Below are 16,658 nucleotides of genomic sequence, written 5' to 3' on the forward strand. Positions count from 1 at the left end.
CCCGGTAACCAGGAACCTAAGGCTTGCTGGTAAATCGGTAGGCGGTGTTGAGATACGAGCAGCCAAGCAGATGGGTCGGCCGGCTGATCAGCCGCCACCCTGGCGGATTGAAAGGGCGAGACGCTCTCGACGAGCCCGGACGAAGTAAGCACTGCAGGAGCGAGCGTAGCGAGCGACGAAGCGCGCAACGAGTCCCGGGAGTCGAGAGCGTCGAGGGCTTTCTACCTCCATCCATCTCAGAAAGCTGCTCGATTAGATCCGATTACTGCAAGCGATACCGCAGCAGCGCGGCAATTCCACCAAAGCTATCGAGCTGTTGGCCGGGCTGGAAATCCGATGAGAAGACGGTGATCTCGCCGCCCTGCTGTTCGACCGATTCGATCACGTCGTTGATGTCGAGGTCCCAGTCGCCGTCGCCCTGTCGTTCGTCCCGCAGGCGATTATCGAGTATCAGGAGTTCCTCGACCGCGCCGAACTCGGCGGCCTCCTGTACTTCGTCGATCCCGTAGGCCGCTTTCGCGCCGTCGGCAATTCGCTCCATGAGTTCGTCGATGGTCTCGGCCTCGCGGGCGATCCGGGTTTCGTCCTGCACCTCCTCGACCGCGCCACGTTTCAGGACTTCGTGGACGCCCCGGCCGCCCGCGCTGGAGGTGTCGACGACGGTGATCAGGTCGGCGAGGTTGCGGTACTCCTCTTCGATGTAGTCGCGGGCGTCCTGCTTCGTGAAGCCAGGGCCGGCGAGGATGATCGCGTCGGTGTCGAGATGCGAGAGGGCGTCGCCCAACTCGGCGAAGAGTTCGTCGCGCGGGCGGGAGTACTCGCCCTTGCCGGTGGGTTTGGTGAAGGAGGCGTACTCGTCGACGCCGTACTCCTTGACGAGGTGGATGTAGGCCTCGCCTTCCTCGACGGTGGCGATGGCGACATCGGGGCTGTCGGCGGCCTGTTCGGCCTCCTCGATGCGCTCGATCTGGTCGGCCTTGAACTGTTTTTCAATCGTCAGTTCGTCGTGAGCCTCGACGTTGAGCGTGTGGTGGTGGCCGAGTTGATCCTCGCGGGAGCAGCCCGTGATCTCGCCGCCGACGCGCAGCCGGTTGGCGAAGCGGGCGAACTCCACGTCCGAGACTTCGATGGTCACCGAGATGTGTTCGCGCTGGCCGCCGGTATCGCGCATCTGGTCGTCGTCGCGTTGGATGCGTCTGGTGGTGTCACCGGAGACGAGATCGCCGGGTTCGAGGACGTAGGAGAGATGCCAGAGGTCGTCGACGGTTTCGGGCGTGAGCGTCAGCCGCTCGCGGCCGGCCTCGCCCTGCCCGCGGCTCGAAATTCGCATAGCGGGTGTTCAGGTGGGGCGGTAACAACGCTTGTGTTCTGTTTTTCGAATTACTGCTCAAAAAACGATTTTGAAGACATAGAAGACCAAGACAAAGACAGCGCAGGCATAGCCGGCTTAGCTTCTTTGGCTCCTTTTGCGGGTTTGGCAGACTTTGCACTTTTTGCTGGTTTTGCGTGTTTCGCGGGCTTTGCTGGCCCACTACCGCTCGCATTCTCGGTGAAAAATGCTCTATCTCCCTGAGGATCAATAACCCATCCATTCTTTAGCCAACCTAAGTGCGTTCCAGAGAACGAATATAGCGAGTTGCTACTAATGAAAGCAACTGGCTCTCCAGTAAAGAGATAAATATCTTTGTTGTTTTCTGTGTAAGCAATTGGTTTCCCACTTTTGTTATAGAATGTTGTCACAAACGATACGATGTTGTCAATCTCAAATAAATATTTTGAATGTTCTACTTGTCGATTCTACTCACGGTTCTGTGTACCTCTCTCGTCACAATTACACCGCGGGTACGCATCGGCAAACGCCACCACGTAGGCGTGTGCTGCTTCCGCCAACTCATGCATACCGGCCGCTAAATCACGGCCCGGCCGGTCGAGATCGTAGTAGATTCGCGCCCGATGCGTCGACCGGAAGGCGTCGATTCGGTCGGGTACGTCAGTGTCCGAAAAGACGCCGCGCGCTGCGATTTCCTCGAACACCTGTCCGTGGCTGCGGAAATCAGCGGACTCAGCGGCGGTCTGATCGACGAGATAGAACTGAAACGAGCGTTCGATAGCGTTGAACGAGAGTTCGACGATGCTCACGTAGTTGTTCGTGCCCTGGCGCAGTTGCCGACACGTCCCGAGCATCGCACACGCCTTGCCCAACTGAATGTCGGCGTCGGTTTGCTGCCACGACAGCGAGTCCTGTACCGGCCCCGTCTCGCCGTCGGCCAGCAGCGATTCGACGTAGTCCACCGCGTCGACAACGTCATCCAGTCCCATTACCGGCGACCTGCTGCCTAATCGCTTTTAGAACCTCGGCCTCGTTGAGCGTAATCCCCTCAGTGAACACCTGCTCGATTCGGTCATGAGACACCGCTGAGTCTCTCGTTTCGACGACGATGTGTGGTTCGTAGCGGTCGCCGTCGAACCGCTCGTCGGCCATCTCGTCCTCAATAGCGTGGGCGGCGCGCTGGGCGGCCATGCGCTCGTCGTCGACGACAACGAAGATATCGAGGTCGCTGGCGCGGTCGGCCTCGCCGCGAGCGACGCTGCCGAACAGCACGATTCCGGCGTCGTCGCCGATGTCATCGATGAGTCGGTCGCGGACAGCCTGCACCGGAGGGCGGTATTCCGACTGCGGGATGCTCGCAATCGGATCATCGGGCCGAGAGAGTTGCCGAGTGTCGATACCGACCTGATTCGACCGTCCGGCGCGATCAACCTGAATCACGCCCAACGCTTCAAGCGAGTCAACGGCTGCGTTCACGTTTGACATGCCCTTGCCGGTCAGCCGGTGGAGTTCGCGGTTCGAGAACGTCTGCTCGGGGTTGTCAACGAGAATAGCGAGAATATCGGGTATCGAGTCGTGTGCGAAGGCGTCGGCGTTACGAATCGGCAGCGGAACACGAAGTTCCAGTCTTGACTCTGTATCTGACTGAACCGAATTTCGGTTCATGAACCGATTTAGGATTCGATTGCACTAAATATTGTCCTCGAAACCGCTCTCAAAACACGCCTCGAACCGACGACGACAAAATTGGAGTCAGAATCGCTTAGTCCGACTCAGCAATCTGTTCGACGCCCGACTGCGCCACACCGGACTCCACGAGCACGCCGTGAGCACTCTCGCGTTCCTTCGCGCCGTCGGAGACTTTCACGAACACCGCGTTCTCGCGGGCCTCGGGAATCGTATGCCCGCCGCAGTAGCTCAGCCCCGAGCGAATCCCCGCGAGGAACTCCTCGGTCAGCGGCACGAGCGGGCCTTTGTACGGCGTCAACGCCTCGACGCCCTCGCCGGAGTCGACGTCGATCTCTTTGTCCTCGCGGTCGTCGTTGGCGGCCGTCGAGGCCATCCCGCGAGAGCGTTTGAACCGCTCGCCGTTGCGCGTGACGACGCGGCCGGGTGCCTCGTCGGTGCCGGCGAAGAAGCCGCCCATCATCACCGTCTCCGCGCCGGCCATCAGCGCCTTGGCGGCGTCCCCGGAGTTCTGAATCCCGCCGTCGGCCATGACCGTGATCCCGAGTTCGTCGGCGCGGTCAGCACACTTGTCGACCGCCGAGAGCTGTGGGTAGCCCGCGCCGGCGACCTCGCGGGTCGTGCAGTGCGACCCCGGCCCGACGCCGACTTTCACGCAGTCCGCGCCCGAGTCGTACAGATCCTCGACAGCATCGGGTGTGACGACGTTGCCGGCGATTATCTCGGGATCGTACTCCGCGCGGATCTCCGCGACCGCGTCGAGGGCGCGCTCCATGTGGCCGTGGGCGACATCAAGGACGACGGCGTCGCCGCCAGCATTCAAAATCGCCTCTGTGCGGTCGAGATAATCCTCGTCGATGCCGACCGCCGCGGCGACAGGGCCGCCCCCCTCGGCGACGGCGCGCACCTCGGCGGCCTGCTCCTCAATCGAGAGGAAACGGTGGATGACCCCGAGTCCGCCGAGGTCAGCCAGTGCGGCTGCCGTGTCGGCTTCGGTGACGGTGTCCATCGCCGCGCTGACAAGCGGAATATCCAGCGTGAGCGACGGCGTCAGCCGTGCGGTGAGGTCGATGTCGCTGCGGCTGTCGACAGCCGAGCGCTGTGGAACCAGCAATGCATCTCCGTACGAGAGTCCGGTGCGGATCTCCATGTGTAACCCTCATCAAACAGGGGTGACACGGTATTAACCCCACTGCTCGCGGGTGCTGCTGCCGCAGCGCAAATGATTTAGCCGCTGGCGCGTGTATCTTGAAGGAACACACGTCACACCTGCGGGACTCCATGTGTAACCACCCCCGCTCTGTGACGTGTGTCTCAACCCCCGTGAGCGACGGTGCTGTGTCGGTGAGTGCGTACTACGTGAGATAACAAGGCACATCACACAGGTGGCGGTCGAGATAGTGTATGCGGGAGTCGCTGACGGTCACACGAGTGTCCGGGCTTCTGTTTCTCGTGATCGTCTCGGCGTTGACGCTGCTCCGAGTGGGGAACGCCGAGCCGCCAGTCTCCGTTCAGTCGGCGATTGTCAACGCTGCCGCAGTCCTCACACTCCTCGCGCTCGCCCGGTACGTCGCCCGCGGTGGCTCGTTCATCGATTGCTGGCTGCTCGCTCTCGGCCCGTGTTTCGCGTACACACTGAATCTACTCGTGCCGCTCATTCCGATTTTCAACGTCGTCAACGTCGTCTCGGTGGGACTGCTCGCGCTCGCGGCCGGCCTGGCCGTCTCGGGTGTCCTCACGACTGTCGCGTACGCTGTCGGGCAACTGTTCCGGACAGCAGACATATAGGGTCGTGGCAGTCGGTTGAGCGATATCGCCGGTTCTGGCCGGTTACAGATCCAGCCCGCGAATCGAGACTCCAGCCCCGGCGTCGTGGTCATCGCTCGCTTCGACGTGACCGATCACCCGGCCGTCAGTCGCGGCTGCGAGGTCAGCGGCGGCCTCGCTGTCGCCGACGGCAGCGACGAAGCCGGTGCCCATGTTGAACGTCGTATGCATCTCGGCGTCGGAAACGTTGCCCTGTTCTTGGACAAAGTCAAAGACTGGCTGTGCGTCGAAGGGGTCGTCGATGACGTAGCGGTGCTCGCCGAGTCGCTGGAGGTTCCCCCAGCCGCCGCCGGTGATGTGGGCCGCGCCGCGAACGCCGTGGGCGCGCATCGGCGTCAACAAGTCGGTGTAAATTCGGGTCGGCTCCAACAGGGCCTCGCCGATGGTGTCATAGCCCTCGAACGGACAGGCGTCAGTGTACTCATGGTCGCGGGTCGTCGCCGTTCGCGCCAGCGTGAGCCCGTTGGAGTGAATCCCCGAGGATGCCCAGCCGACGAGCGTGTCGCCCGGCTCGGCCGCGCCGTCGAAGAGGCCGTCCTTGTCGGCAAGTCCGACGCAGGCCCCCGCGAGATCGAGGCCCTTGACGACTTCGGGCATCACCGCGGTTTCGCCGCCGACAAGTTCAATGTCAGCCTGGTCGGCTCCGGCGGCCAGCCCCTCGCCGATCTGTTCGGCGAAGTCGTCGTCGGGCTCGTCGATCGCGAGATAGTCGACGAAGGCGACCGGCCGGACGCCGGCGGCGACGAGGTCGTTGACGTTCATCGCGATGCAGTCGATGCCAACTGTCGAGTAGTCGCCGATGGCTTCGGCGACGAGGAGTTTCGTGCCGACGCCGTCAGTCGCCAAGGCGAGATATCGGTCGCCGATGTCGAGCAGGCCGGCGTAATCACCCTCGCTGTCGCCGACCGCGTCGATCAGCGCGGCCGTCGCCGACTCGCTGGCTTCGATATCGACGCCCGCGTCGGCGTAGGTGAGTTCGTCGTCCGCGTCGTCAGTCATACCTCACAGCGCGGGCAGCGAACACAAAAACACGGTGATTCGGCGGTTGATCACAGGCTGTCGTACAGTCGATCGGTATCCGCCTGTGTGAACCGATAGTGATCCTCAGTTCGGAGATCCGAAAGCAGTGCTGACAGCTCCGCCTGTGTGTCGATAAAGCCCTCAGTGACACACGTTTCGAGGAATAACGGAAGATCCCATACGGCCGTGACATCCCGTTGGACAGCAGTTGTACCGAGATGCGTATCGTCAGTCAACAGCCGTTCAGCACGCTGTTCGGCAATGGCGAGACACTCAGCATCCGTATAGGAGAGGCTTTCATCGACGATGTCGTCAGTCAGTTCCAGCTCGGCCTCCGTCGGGGAGCGAATTTGAAGCCAGCCGCCGTTGTACGATTTTAGCTCGTCGATCCGATCAACGAACGCGTAGCCGGCAACTGAATCGCTGTGGAGTTCGTCGAGTACGGCAGGCGTCGTTGCCACCTCATCAAAAACGGCATCAAGAAGCTCAAGCCGTTCGATCTTCGCCAGCGAACTCAACACGTTGTTATCGACGAGCGTCATCGGTGCTTAGCGACGGCGTGCAGCCTCACGCTCCGCGTCGGAGAGAAAGCCGGCTGTGCGTGTGATCCCGCGCTCAGAGAGCGTTTCTTTGAATTCGGCGGGAGCCACCCCGGCGAGTTCGGCCGCGCGGTTGAGACTCACCTCACTGTTGCGGTATTTCGTGACCGCCAACTCGGTTCGTAGTTCGGGTCGCTTCGCAAGTAGTGCCCGAACGGCGTCCTCCAAGACAGCTTCTTCCGAGGCGTACCCGCCCGACTCGCGGAGCGTCGTGATGTCGTCGTCGATGTTCGACACGGGAGTCACCTACAGGCACTTCGAGAGCAATGTATAAAACCGTGTGGCCGACAGTACCATGGCATCTCAGACAGCAAAGCTCAGACCTATTCGAGTGACCGCGAGGAACGTTAGCCCGACACTGAGCAGGAACGTCCCGCCCCAGACCGGTTTGCTCCACGCGATGACGGTCTTCCCGTCAAGCGGGCCAAACGGCACGAGATTGAACGCCGCCAGAAATAGGTTGACGATGATCCCGAGTTGTCCGAGCAAGACGAGCAGCCCCAGATTCAATCCGACGCCGCCAAGATACACCGGGAGGAAGACCGCCGCCAACGCGAGGTTCATCACCGGGCCGGCGATAGCGATGTGGCCGTGCTCTTTCGCGTTCAGGTAGCCGCGATGGTGTACCGCACCAGGAGCCGCAAAAATGAACCCGAGCAACGCGCTCATGACCGCCAGAAACAGCATGTTGTAGTCGGCCCGGAACTCCGCGATCTGGCCGTAGTTGACGGCGACCACCTTATGCGCGAGTTCATGCAGCAGGAAGGCGACACCCGCAGTCAACAGGCTCACGCCGAGCAGCACCACGATTCCGGGCCCGAGCGCGAGGACGTTTGGCCCGCCGCCGGCGAAAAAGATCGTGAAGGCCAGCCCCAACGCGGCCCAGGCGATCAACAGATCACGCACCTCACGGCTGCTGAACTCGTAGTCGCCGATCTGGTAGGCAGTACTCACGTGATCGTCCTCCAGATCAGCTCCGCGCTGTTGCGCGCGCCGTCGAGCATGAGCTGTGAGATCCCATCGACGCCGCCGAGTTCGGTGCCAAGCAGGGGAAGAATGTAGCTCACGAACAGCGCGCTGGCGACGATGCTGCCGACGTTCGTCAGGGCGACGACCATGATCAGCTTGAACAACGGGACATCAAACATCTCACCGATGATCTCGCCGATCGGTTTCGTCTCGTCGGACAGCAGATCATTGAGCGTCCCGATGTCGCCGACGTTGACCGTCAGATGCCGAAGCTCGACGTAGCCGGCGAACCAGCCCGGGGCGAGGGCGGGGTTGATCGAAGTCATCCACGCGACCGCGCCGCCGACGCCGGCCGACGACCACCGCGCGCCAGCTAGCTTGGCAAATCCGGCGGCGAAAACCGCGTTGATCAGGAACCACGCACCGAACACGCGCAGCAGGAAGGCGTTTTGGACGCCAGCCATCGCCAACAGCACGAAGAAACTCACAAACGCGACCGAGAGCACGATCCCGATGATCTTCCCCCACGGGATCCCGCGGCCAGTCTCCTCGCCGACCAGCGTGTTCATCGGCGGCAACGAGGCCGGATCGTCGAGATATCCCTCAATCCCCGCACGGTGGCCTGCGCCGACGACCGCCAGTACGTCGTAGCCAGCATCCCGAAGCCCGACCAACTGGTGGGCGATGTAGGCGTCGCGCTCGTCGATCAGGGCTTCCGCGCCGCCGGGGCTGAACTGCCGAAACTCCTCCATCATCACCGTCACCACGTCGGCGTCGGTCAGCTCCTCAATCTCCATCTCGTCGATGCCGCCCTCCGGAGCGGGGCCGGTTGGGCCAAGTAGACCGATCACCACAGCAGCGACCAGCCCGAGTGCGAGCCCGCCGACGAGACCAAGCGTGAGACTGCCGATAATCGTGACGGCGAATCCGCCGAGCAGCGAGCCGACAGCGGCGTCAGCAACTCCGGAGGCAGCAACGACGGAGGCAACCGCCCAGCCACCACCAAGCGAGGCGATGAGGCGACGGTCGCCACCAAGTGCGAGCCCGGCAAGTTGGTCGATAAGCAAGGCGGCAGCAAGGCCAAGCAGGCCGCTTGCGGCGGCCCGGAGATAGACCGCCTCGGTGATACCAACCGCGCCGCCAAACAGAGCGAGTGCGGGGCCGGCGACCAGGCCGACCATGAGGCCGACCATCACGCCGACGACGCGGCTGTCGGTGACGCCGAAGGCGAGGCCGCCGACCATCCGCAGCTTTTCGGTGATCGTCATCCGCGCCCAAAACCGCTGGATCGTCTCCTGAATGTCGCGGTCGACGAGGGCAACGTCGATCCCGTGTTCCTCGGCGGTTTCGACCGCGGCCAGCATATCCGCGCCGGGATCGATGTCGAACTGCTCGCCGAGCCGTGTTTGGACGTACGACAGCATCCAGTAGGCGAGAAACTGGAAGACGGTGTTGCCCTGCAGGAGATCGCTGGCGTTGAGATCGTCAGGCTCGTGGCCCTTCAGTTGTCGGTAGCGACCGTCATCGAGTTCGACGGCAACGATATCCGGCTGTTCGTCGGCGATCGCGGTTTCGACCTCCTCGACGCTGGCTTGGGAGACGTGGGCGGTCCCGATGACCGATACCGACCCCTCGCCGTCGGATGGCTCGGTTCGGGTCGGTCGATCCGCGGGGGTACTCATTGGCCGCGTTTGTCCACCGGCGGGTTTACCAGTGTCGGAGTCAGGGTTGTGGGGCTGCTTGGTGGTCGACCACGAATCGGCCACACCGGGAACAGCTATTCATACATCCCACCCGAAGTGCAGGTATGTCACACGATGCAGCGGTCGAGGGGATCGGAATGGGCGTCGGTCCCGACGGAACCAACGTCCCCGCCGTCATCCTCACCGCACGCGACGAGTACCTCCCGATCTTCATCACCAGCGATCAGGCACAGTCGATCCGCCACTCGCTGTCGGGCGAGCCCTTCGAGCGACCGCTGACCCACGATCTGTTGGTCGAGATGGTCACCGAGTTCGGCGGCGCGATCGACGGCGTCCGGATCGACGAGCTGGCCGACGGCACCTTCTACGCCAAGGTCGACGCCGAGCGGTACGTCGACGGCCAGCCGGAAACCTTCGCCTTCGACGCCCGGCCAAGCGACGCCATCGCCATCGCCGTCCGCAGCGAGTGTCCGATCACCGTCTCCGATGAGATCCTCGATGCCGCCGGGCGCGATCCTGACGAGATCGAGGTCGAAAAGCCGGAACCCGACCGCGACGACGAGCTGGTGCCGGACGATCTGTTTTCCGACGACAACGACGAGTAACTACGCGTCCGGCAGCGTTCCGAGCGTCACGTCGACAACGATCTCCTCGCCGTCCCGCAGTACCCGAATCGGGACTGTCTGGCCGGGGCGAGTCTCCAAGGCGAGCACCCGGCTTAGCTCGTCGGTGTTGTCGATCTCGCTGCCGCCGATCGCCAGGATCACATCGCCACCGGTTGGGATCGCCGGCGAACCGGATTGGGGTTGCTCCGGGGCGGGCTCATCGGGCGATGGCGGTGTCGGCTCGGTGCCGTTTGCCGGCGGCTCCTCGTTGTCACCGTCGTCAACGTCGGAGTCCGCGTCGTCGCTGTCGGTGAGACTCGGTCGCAACACGCCGTCGCTTGGGCCGCCGTCGGTCGTTTCGACGACCAACACGCCACGCGGGCGATCGAGGCCGTTGGCGTCGGCGATCTGGGGTTCAACGGTGATGATCGTCACGCCGAGATAGGAGTGGTCGTAGCTCCCAGTTTCGCGGAGTTCGGGGATGACACGGGTTGCCAGCTCCGCCGAGACCGCGAAGCCGACGTTGCCGCCCTGGGAGGCGAAGACGACGCCGGCAACGTCGCCCGCGAGATCGACCAGCGGGCCGCCGCTACTCCCGGAGTTGACCTCGGTGTCGGTCTGAATCGCCGCCGGGATCGAAAACCGGCTGAGCCCCTGGACGGAGCGGCCGCGCGCGCTGACGATCCCCCGCGACAGCGACTCACTGAGGCCAAAGGGTGCGCCGATGGCGACGACCTCCGCGCCGACCGGCGTCGGCTCAGCAACGAACGACAGCGTCTCCGAGACCGACACCGAGGAGTCGACCGCAAGTACCGCCAGATCGCTGTGTCGATCCGAGCCGACGACGCTGGCGTCGGCCCACTCGCCGTCGGCCAGCCGAACCGTAACCTCAGAGCCGGGGTCGACGACATGGTGGTTAGTGACGATCGTCCGCGGATCGATCGCAAACCCCGATCCCTGCCCGACCTTGCGACCGTTTTCGGCAACGTGGACAACGACAACGGACGGGAGAACCTCGTTGTACACTCGCGTATAGGGACTCTCGCCGGCACTGCTGTCGGTCGATTCGGGGGCCGCACAGCCGGCCACCGCGGCCGCGCCCGTCGCAACCGACGCCAACAGCGCGCGTCGCGTCTGTTCCATACGCCGGGAGGTGTCGCCGCCGGCAAAAACAGTCCGATCACCGGTGGCGAGCCCCCGGGCGACGACCACACTTATTCCCCGCGTCGGTATAGCTGGGGTATGCCAGTCACCGCCGAGCCGCCCGACCCCCCAACGCTCGAATCGGTCGATCCCAACGAGTACGAGGACGCCGAGGTCGTCGGCGACACCGACTACCGACGCGAGGAGATCGAGACGTTTCTGCGGGAGGGCGCGTGGGACGAAGCCTTCGAGATGTGGGCCGCCGACACCGATCTCGACGACGCGGGCTTCGGGATCGTTGTCGACATCGAGATGCTCCAACACTTCGATTTCTTCTGGGATGGATTCGCTGATCGTGTCGGCTACCACGCACCCGGGATCCCCGAGGATTGGAAACAGCGCGACCTCCACCCCGATCTCGATAGCTGGGCGACCGTCTCGGCGATCAACGCCGGGCTGACCGAACTCGGCCAGCAGGTGTGTGAGGTGTTGTACGACGAGTACATCGACTGGGAATCGGAGTACGAAGCCCCCGACGACCTGCCGGACTTTGATGACTGACGAGTCGACACCGGCTGGGGACGACACCCCGATCGCGGTGTCGATCCCGCCGCTGGACGAGGCGGCCCGCGAGGCGGCCCAAGAGCGACAGACGGAGTTGCTCAAACCGCCCGGCAGCCTCGGCCGGCTCGAATCGATGGCCGTCGAGATCGCCGCCATGCAGGCGACGCCGACCCCGAGCGTCGATCCCGCGGTGCTCCTCACGCTGGCGGGCGACCACGGCGTCGCCAGCGAGGGCGTCAGTGCCTACCCGTCGTCGGTGACCGCCGCGATGGTCGACGCCGTCGAGGGCGGCGATGCCGCGATCAACGCCCTGGCTGGGGCCAACGAGATCACATCCCACGTCGTCGACATGGGTGTCGCCGGCGACGTGCCGAGCGGCGTCATCGACCACCACATCGCCGACGGCACCGCGAACATGGCGGTCGAGCCCGCGATGACAGCCGCCCAGGCGCGTCGGTCGATCGCCGCCGGCCGCGAACTCGTCGCCGATCACGCCGCCGAGGCTGGTGTCGTCGGCCTCGGCGATCTCGGTATCGGCAACACGACCGCCAGCGCGGCGATCACCGCGGCCCTGACCGAGAGCTCGGTCGACGACGTAACGGGTCACGGCACCGGGATCGACGAGGCAACCCGGCACGAAAAGATCGAAACGATCGAGAGGGCCCTCGCGGTCACCGATCCTGACCCCGACAGCCCGATCGACGTGCTTCGGTGTGTTGGCGGCTTCGAGATCGGTGGGCTCGTCGGGGTGGCACTCGAAGCCGCCAGCCGGCGGATTCCGGTCGTCGTCGACGGCGTTGTGACGGGCGCGGCCGCGCTGGTGGCCGCCGCGATCGACGAGCGCGTGGCCGACTATCTGCTTGGCTCGCACGTCTCGACCGAACCGGGCCATGCGATCCAACTGGACGCCCTCGACGTTGCGCCCTGTCTCGACTACGAGATGGGTCTCGGGGAGGGGACTGGGGCAGCACTGGCGATCAGCAGCTATCGGGCGGCCTGCCGGGCACACACCGAGATGGCGACGTTCGGCGATGCCGGGCTTGACGATACGTGAGCTAAGCGTGACAACGCGTGAGCTAAGCGTGAGCTAAATCGAGGATGAAAAGCCGGAGACAGCGGTTTCGGTCGGCTTAGCTTCCGGGCAGGATATCACCGAGTGCCGCCCCGACCGACATCGGGACAAACGCGACAACAACGTTGGCGATCGCAACCGATGGCTCGGCCCAGCTGATCCGGCCCCATGCGGTCAGCAAGACGATCGCCATCAGAAACGAGATCGAGAGGGCACCCGCCAATCGGCGCGGCACCAGCCCAAACAGCCGGTGTCGAACCCGAACGTCTTGGATGTCGGCGACGTACAGCACGCCTGATGTGAGAAGGATCGAAAACAGGAGCGTGCCAACGAGGAAGGGTGGATGCGCGACGAAAAACTGGCCGACTTCTGCTGTGCCGCCCTCGACGGCCATCGGGATCCCAAAGAGGAGACTCCCAAGCAGTGCCTCCGCGGCATCAGCCCGATCGAACCCCCAGATCACCTGCCCGAATGCCCCGTCGCTCTCGGCGGCGTCAGCGGTCAGCTCCATCGCTTTTTCGACCTGTTCGCGCTCCTCGTCGGTGTCGACGGTCTCGGCGAGCTTCTCAAGCTGATCAAAGAGATCGCCGATATCCGGATCGGCCTTCGGCGTGCTCATACGATAGCCTCTCCCGCGCTTTACAAGAACATCAGGGTGGCCCGAAAGATCGAACGAGGTCGGTCTGCGGTTGGATCAGCCCGTTCCCCGCGATCAGCCCGTTCCCCGCTGCTCGATCAGCGTCTCGGTGCCATCCTCGTAGATCGCATACACCTCGAAGTTGTCCTGATCGATGGTCGCCTCACCGCCGGAGACCTGAATCGTCTCGATAAGGTTCCCCTCGGGATCGCGGATCTCGACGTAGGCAGCATCACCGGGGTTTGTCCAGGTGATCGTCGTCCCAACCCCGGTCGACTCGGTGTCGACAGCGACCTCTCTGGTTGGGTCATCGTCATCCTGGTCGGGCTGCTGGAGCCCACGATCGTCGAACTCGCCGCTGAACACCGCGGCACCGACGACCGCGGCTGTCGAGGAGGTGACAACGAGCAGGATCGCAACGCTCAGAATGTTGATAATATCGATGATCGCACGCTGTGACGAACGATCGGTGTGACTCCCACTCATATTCAGGTGTGCTCCCCCGAGCAGCGGCTGTTACCCGTGGTGACGACCCCAGGAGCAAAAAACCCACCGGCACAGGGGGATCGATCCAAAGGGAAACGTCATTACCCCGGCGGGCGAGGGCCGACATATGCGAGGTGCACTCATCGTGCTTGACGGCTGGGGGCTCGGCGACCATGACCGCCGCGATGCGGTGCGGGCAGCGGCAACACCGACCTTCGACCGTCTACGCGAGACGGGCGCGTTCAACACGCTCACCACCTACGGCCGACGCGTCGGCCTCCCGGAGGGCCAGATGGGCAACAGCGAGGTCGGCCACCTCAACATCGGGGCGGGCCGGGTCGTCAAGCAGTCCTACACCCGGATCGTCGACTCGATCGAGGACGGCAGCTTCCGCGACAACGAGGCGTTCAACGACGCGATCAGCTACGCCGACGACCACGACGGCGCGGTACACCTGATGGGCTTGGTCAGCGACGGCGGCGTCCACTCGGATATCACGCACTTCCAAGCCCTCATCGAACTCGCCGCCGACCGCGGCGTTGAGGCGGTCACCCACGCCTTCACCGATGGCCGAGATACAGCCCCGAAATCCGGCGCGGGCCATCTCGAAACGATCACCGAAACGGCCGCCGAACACGGCACCGGCGACGTTGCCACCGTCTCCGGCCGCTACTACGCGATGGACCGCGACGTTAATTGGGAGCGGACGAACCGCGCCTACGACGCCATTGTCAACCGCAAGGCCGACCACACAGCCGACACAGGGGTTGCGGCGGTCGAGGAAAGCTACGCCCGCGGCGACACCGACGAGTTCATCGAGCCGACGCTGGTGGCCGACCAGCCCGCGCTGGCGGACGGCGATGCGGTCATCTTTGTCAACTTCCGGGCCGACCGCGCCCGCCAACTGGTGCGGATGCTCGCCGACATCGAGCCTGAATGGGGTATCGAGACCACCCCACCGGACACCAAGCTGGTGACGATGACCCAGTACGACAAGACGTTCGACCTCGATGTGGCCTACCCGCCGGAACAGCCCGCAAACACCCTCGGGGAGGTCGTCGCCGACGCCGGCCTCGACCAGCTGCGGCTTGCGGAATCCGAGAAGTATCCGCACGTCACCTACTTCCTCAACGGGGGCCGCGAGATCGAGTTCAACGGCGAGCGACGCGAGATCATCAAAAGCCCGGCGGTGGCGACCTACGACCTCCAGCCGGAGATGCACGCCGAAAAGGTAACCGACACCGCCATCGACATCATCGAAGCCGACGATCCCGAGCTGCTCGTTCTCAATTTCGCCAACCCGGATATGGTCGGCCACACCGGCGACTACGAGGCCGCCATCACCGCCGTCGAAGCCGTCGACGAACAGCTGGGCCGGCTCGCCGACGCGATCGAGGCCGCCGGCGGCCACCTCATCGTCACCGCCGACCACGGCAACGCCGACGACATGGGCACCGAGGATGACCCCCATACCGCCCACACATTCAACCCTGTTCCCGTGATCTACATCTCGCCGGATGGCGACGACGGCGGCCGGCGGCTGCGAGGGGGTGGCGCGCTCTGTGATCTCGCGCCGACGCTGCTGGATTTGATGGAGTTGCCGACGCCGACGGAGATGACCGGCGACTCGCTGTTCGAGGACGCCTGACGGCAGGAAAACGACACCGGGCAACACGAGGCGAACCGCTGGAGACGGTACGGTTTTGTCGCCCGGCCTGTATCCCGACTGTATGTCAGCGTTCGATCTCAATTTTGACGAGTTTGTCCTCGCCGCCTCGACCGACAGCCTCGCCGACGAGCCGGCGGCCCGCGAGGCGGTCGCCGATGCCGTCGAGTTCCGACTCGATCTCGCCGCCGATCCCCTCGACCAGCTGGCGGGCTACGACGGCGAACTCCCGATCATCGCCACCAACCGCGCCGCCTGGGAGGGCGGCGAGGCGACCGACGAGGCGGGTCGCCTCGATACGCTTGCGACGGCGGTTGAACACGACGCGGTTGCGGCGGTCGACCTCGAATGCCGCGCCCTCGATGGGAGTGTAGCCGACGCCGACACCGACACCGCCCGAGATGTGCGCGCCAGTGCCCGTGAGGCAGGGGTGACGGTGATCGCCTCGATCCATGATTTTGAGTCGACGCCGCCGGTCGCCGAGCTCACCGAACGTCTGCGGCTCGGAAGCGAGGAAGGAGATATCGCCAAACTCGCCACGACGGCACACGACCGCGGCGACGCGCTCGATCTGCTGACCGCAACGCACCGCGCGACGGCAGCCGGCAGGACGGTCGCAACGATGGGGATGGGTGCCGCCGGCCAACACACCCGGGCGGTCGCACCAGTCTACGGCTCGAAGATCGGCTACGCGCCGGTCGATCCCGCCGACGCAACCGCCCCGGGACAGTACCCGCTTGCGACACTCCGTGAGGTGGTCGACACGCTGACGACGGCGACGGCGAACAACGATGTTTAACACGGGGATGGTCTAAGTCGGGGTATGGACAGCGCGCGACGACGGGTTGTGGTGACCACCCTCCTGGCTCTCGGCGGTGCGATGATCGGGGTGCCGGGGGTCGGCCACGCGTATCTCCGTCGGTGGAAACGCTCTCTGCTGTGGCTGACGGTGACACTCGGTGCGGGGATTCTGCTGCTCAGCTACTACGTGCCAAACCCCGCAACGCTCGACCCCTTCGATTTCGGTGCGATTCCGATGGAAGTGCGGCTGACACTCTTTGTGATCACGGCCGTCAGCGTCTTCGATGCGACGCTGTTGGCGTATCTTGAGGGGCGATCATCGTCCGGGATCGGAACAGATGAGACGGTCGAGGAGGACGGGACACGCTCCTGTCCGCACTGCGGGAAACCAACCGACGACGACCTCGATTTCTGCACCTGGTGTACCGAACCGCTTGACGGCGACACCGTCGACAACACACCAGAGGAGAACACAGCCGAGGAGCGGTCGCAGCCTGACGAGCCCTGAGAGGCTCTGACGAGCTGTGACGATCTTGAGGAGCTCAGACAG

The 16,658-nt window shown here is 64.0% G+C and carries 20 protein-coding genes; 7 read left to right on the forward strand and 13 right to left on the reverse strand.

All coding sequences use genetic code 11. The features are described from left to right. Positions 1 to 262 precede the first annotated feature (262 nt). The 5 genes from EWF95_RS07330 to EWF95_RS07350 form a co-directional block, all read right to left on the reverse strand. Positions 263 to 1,330 carry an mRNA surveillance protein pelota gene (locus tag EWF95_RS07330; protein ID WP_142443425.1) on the reverse strand — a complete coding sequence of 356 codons (1,068 nt, stop codon included), beginning with the start codon at positions 1,328 to 1,330 and terminating at the stop codon, positions 263 to 265. 50 nt (positions 1,331 to 1,380) lie between these two features. Beyond that, a complete protein-coding gene (locus EWF95_RS07335; protein WP_142443426.1) occupies positions 1,381 to 1,740 on the reverse strand; it encodes a 4-fold beta flower protein in 360 nt (119 codons plus the stop codon). A 57-nt stretch (positions 1,741 to 1,797) separates the two neighbouring features. Continuing rightward, positions 1,798 to 2,319, reverse strand: a complete 522-nt coding sequence (locus tag EWF95_RS07340; protein WP_142443427.1) for a hypothetical protein — start codon at positions 2,317 to 2,319, stop codon at positions 1,798 to 1,800. Continuing rightward, a complete protein-coding gene (locus tag EWF95_RS07345; RefSeq protein WP_142443428.1) occupies positions 2,306 to 2,995 on the reverse strand; it encodes a nucleotidyltransferase domain-containing protein in 690 nt (229 codons plus the stop codon). The genes EWF95_RS07340 and EWF95_RS07345 overlap by 14 nt, the downstream gene beginning before the upstream one ends. Before the next feature lie 97 nt (positions 2,996 to 3,092). Then, positions 3,093 to 4,166 carry a guanosine monophosphate reductase gene (locus EWF95_RS07350; RefSeq protein ID WP_142443429.1) on the reverse strand — a complete coding sequence of 358 codons (1,074 nt, stop codon included), beginning with the start codon at positions 4,164 to 4,166 and terminating at the stop codon, positions 3,093 to 3,095. Between the two features lie 254 nt (positions 4,167 to 4,420). Here EWF95_RS07350 and EWF95_RS07355 point away from each other — a divergent pair, with 254 nt between their 5' ends. Then, the gene (locus EWF95_RS07355) at positions 4,421 to 4,804 is read left to right on the forward strand and encodes a hypothetical protein (protein WP_142443430.1); all 384 of its coding nucleotides are present in this window, start codon (positions 4,421 to 4,423) and stop codon (positions 4,802 to 4,804) included. Between the two features lie 42 nt (positions 4,805 to 4,846). Here the strand turns inward: EWF95_RS07355 and purM are convergent, their stop codons facing one another. The 5 genes from purM to EWF95_RS07380 are packed head-to-tail and all read right to left on the reverse strand — an operon-like array spanning position 4,847 to position 9,113. Then, positions 4,847 to 5,842 carry a phosphoribosylformylglycinamidine cyclo-ligase gene (gene purM / locus EWF95_RS07360; RefSeq protein WP_142443431.1) on the reverse strand — a complete coding sequence of 332 codons (996 nt, stop codon included), beginning with the start codon at positions 5,840 to 5,842 and terminating at the stop codon, positions 4,847 to 4,849. A gap of 50 nt (positions 5,843 to 5,892) precedes the next feature. Continuing rightward, a complete protein-coding gene (locus EWF95_RS13530; RefSeq protein WP_185911734.1) occupies positions 5,893 to 6,405 on the reverse strand; it encodes a hypothetical protein in 513 nt (170 codons plus the stop codon). Positions 6,406 to 6,411: 6 nt separating this feature from the next. Then, on the reverse strand, positions 6,412 to 6,708 hold the full coding sequence (locus EWF95_RS07370; protein WP_246055652.1) for a UPF0175 family protein: 297 nt from the start codon (positions 6,706 to 6,708) through the stop codon (positions 6,412 to 6,414). 57 nt (positions 6,709 to 6,765) lie between these two features. Continuing rightward, positions 6,766 to 7,431, reverse strand: coding sequence for a metalloprotease (locus EWF95_RS07375; protein WP_394348582.1), 666 nt, complete (start codon positions 7,429 to 7,431; stop codon positions 6,766 to 6,768). Then, on the reverse strand, positions 7,413 to 9,113 hold the full coding sequence (locus tag EWF95_RS07380; protein ID WP_142443433.1) for a TraB/GumN family protein: 1,701 nt from the start codon (positions 9,111 to 9,113) through the stop codon (positions 7,413 to 7,415). Before EWF95_RS07380 ends, EWF95_RS07375 begins: the two co-directional genes overlap by 19 nt. Positions 9,114 to 9,238: 125 nt before the next feature. On the opposite strand from EWF95_RS07380, the gene EWF95_RS07385 reads away from it, so the two are divergent. Further along, complete coding sequence (locus EWF95_RS07385; RefSeq protein ID WP_142443434.1) at positions 9,239 to 9,739, forward strand: bifunctional nuclease family protein; 501 nt, start codon at positions 9,239 to 9,241, stop codon at positions 9,737 to 9,739. On the opposite strand, the gene EWF95_RS07390 is transcribed toward EWF95_RS07385, so the two are convergent. Continuing rightward, complete coding sequence (locus EWF95_RS07390) at positions 9,740 to 10,882, reverse strand: S1C family serine protease (protein ID WP_142443435.1); 1,143 nt, start codon at positions 10,880 to 10,882, stop codon at positions 9,740 to 9,742. A 99-nt stretch (positions 10,883 to 10,981) separates the two neighbouring features. Between EWF95_RS07390 and EWF95_RS07395 the strand changes: the two genes are divergently transcribed. Next, entirely contained in the window at positions 10,982 to 11,443 is a 462-nt protein-coding gene (locus EWF95_RS07395; RefSeq protein WP_142443436.1) for a hypothetical protein, read from the forward strand. Then, on the forward strand, positions 11,436 to 12,500 hold the full coding sequence (gene cobT, locus EWF95_RS07400; RefSeq protein WP_142443437.1) for a nicotinate-nucleotide--dimethylbenzimidazole phosphoribosyltransferase: 1,065 nt from the start codon (positions 11,436 to 11,438) through the stop codon (positions 12,498 to 12,500). Before EWF95_RS07395 ends, cobT begins: the two co-directional genes overlap by 8 nt. A 76-nt stretch (positions 12,501 to 12,576) precedes the next feature. Here cobT and EWF95_RS07405 read toward each other — a convergent pair whose 3' ends face one another. Next, positions 12,577 to 13,137 (reverse strand): DUF2391 family protein, encoded by a 561-nt coding sequence (locus EWF95_RS07405; protein ID WP_142443438.1) that lies wholly within the window; start codon positions 13,135 to 13,137, stop codon positions 12,577 to 12,579. 93 nt (positions 13,138 to 13,230) lie between these two features. Next, entirely contained in the window at positions 13,231 to 13,641 is a 411-nt protein-coding gene (locus EWF95_RS07410; protein WP_142443439.1) for a hypothetical protein, read from the reverse strand. A gap of 127 nt (positions 13,642 to 13,768) precedes the next feature. Here EWF95_RS07410 and gpmI point away from each other — a divergent pair, with 127 nt between their 5' ends. From gpmI to EWF95_RS07425, 3 genes are all read left to right on the forward strand, one after another. Then, entirely contained in the window at positions 13,769 to 15,289 is a 1,521-nt protein-coding gene (gpmI, locus tag EWF95_RS07415; protein ID WP_142443440.1) for a 2,3-bisphosphoglycerate-independent phosphoglycerate mutase, read from the forward strand. Positions 15,290 to 15,371: 82 nt separating this feature from the next. Next, positions 15,372 to 16,106 (forward strand): type I 3-dehydroquinate dehydratase, encoded by a 735-nt coding sequence (locus EWF95_RS07420; RefSeq protein WP_142443441.1) that lies wholly within the window; start codon positions 15,372 to 15,374, stop codon positions 16,104 to 16,106. Positions 16,107 to 16,130: 24 nt separating this feature from the next. Then, a complete protein-coding gene (locus EWF95_RS07425) occupies positions 16,131 to 16,616 on the forward strand; it encodes a zinc ribbon domain-containing protein (protein WP_142443442.1) in 486 nt (161 codons plus the stop codon). Positions 16,617 to 16,658: the final 42 nt, after the last annotated feature.

The organism is Halonotius roseus, assembly GCF_006861655.1.
In the GTDB taxonomy this organism is placed as follows: Archaea; Halobacteriota; Halobacteria; order Halobacteriales; family Haloferacaceae; genus Halonotius; species Halonotius roseus.

Coding starts and splice junctions, on each gene's coding strand:
- EWF95_RS07380 (WP_142443433.1), bottom strand. CDS start 9,113: ATGAGTACCCCCGCGGATCGACCGACCCGAACCGAGCCATCCGACGGC.
- gpmI (WP_142443440.1), top strand. CDS start 13,769: ATGCGAGGTGCACTCATCGTGCTTGACGGCTGGGGGCTCGGCGACCAT.
- cobT (WP_142443437.1), top strand. CDS start 11,436: ATGACTGACGAGTCGACACCGGCTGGGGACGACACCCCGATCGCGGTG.
- EWF95_RS07410 (WP_142443439.1), bottom strand. CDS start 13,641: ATGAGTGGGAGTCACACCGATCGTTCGTCACAGCGTGCGATCATCGAT.
- EWF95_RS07390 (WP_142443435.1), bottom strand. CDS start 10,882: ATGGAACAGACGCGACGCGCGCTGTTGGCGTCGGTTGCGACGGGCGCG.
- EWF95_RS07340 (WP_142443427.1), bottom strand. CDS start 2,319: ATGGGACTGGATGACGTTGTCGACGCGGTGGACTACGTCGAATCGCTG.
- EWF95_RS07350 (WP_142443429.1), bottom strand. CDS start 4,166: ATGGAGATCCGCACCGGACTCTCGTACGGAGATGCATTGCTGGTTCCA.
- EWF95_RS07425 (WP_142443442.1), top strand. CDS start 16,131: ATGGACAGCGCGCGACGACGGGTTGTGGTGACCACCCTCCTGGCTCTC.
- purM (WP_142443431.1), bottom strand. CDS start 5,842: ATGACTGACGACGCGGACGACGAACTCACCTACGCCGACGCGGGCGTC.
- EWF95_RS07355 (WP_142443430.1), top strand. CDS start 4,421: ATGCGGGAGTCGCTGACGGTCACACGAGTGTCCGGGCTTCTGTTTCTC.
- EWF95_RS13530 (WP_185911734.1), bottom strand. CDS start 6,405: ATGACGCTCGTCGATAACAACGTGTTGAGTTCGCTGGCGAAGATCGAA.
- EWF95_RS07420 (WP_142443441.1), top strand. CDS start 15,372: ATGTCAGCGTTCGATCTCAATTTTGACGAGTTTGTCCTCGCCGCCTCG.
- EWF95_RS07345 (WP_142443428.1), bottom strand. CDS start 2,995: ATGAACCGAAATTCGGTTCAGTCAGATACAGAGTCAAGACTGGAACTT.
- EWF95_RS07385 (WP_142443434.1), top strand. CDS start 9,239: ATGTCACACGATGCAGCGGTCGAGGGGATCGGAATGGGCGTCGGTCCC.
- EWF95_RS07395 (WP_142443436.1), top strand. CDS start 10,982: ATGCCAGTCACCGCCGAGCCGCCCGACCCCCCAACGCTCGAATCGGTC.
- EWF95_RS07330 (WP_142443425.1), bottom strand. CDS start 1,330: ATGCGAATTTCGAGCCGCGGGCAGGGCGAGGCCGGCCGCGAGCGGCTG.
- EWF95_RS07405 (WP_142443438.1), bottom strand. CDS start 13,137: ATGAGCACGCCGAAGGCCGATCCGGATATCGGCGATCTCTTTGATCAG.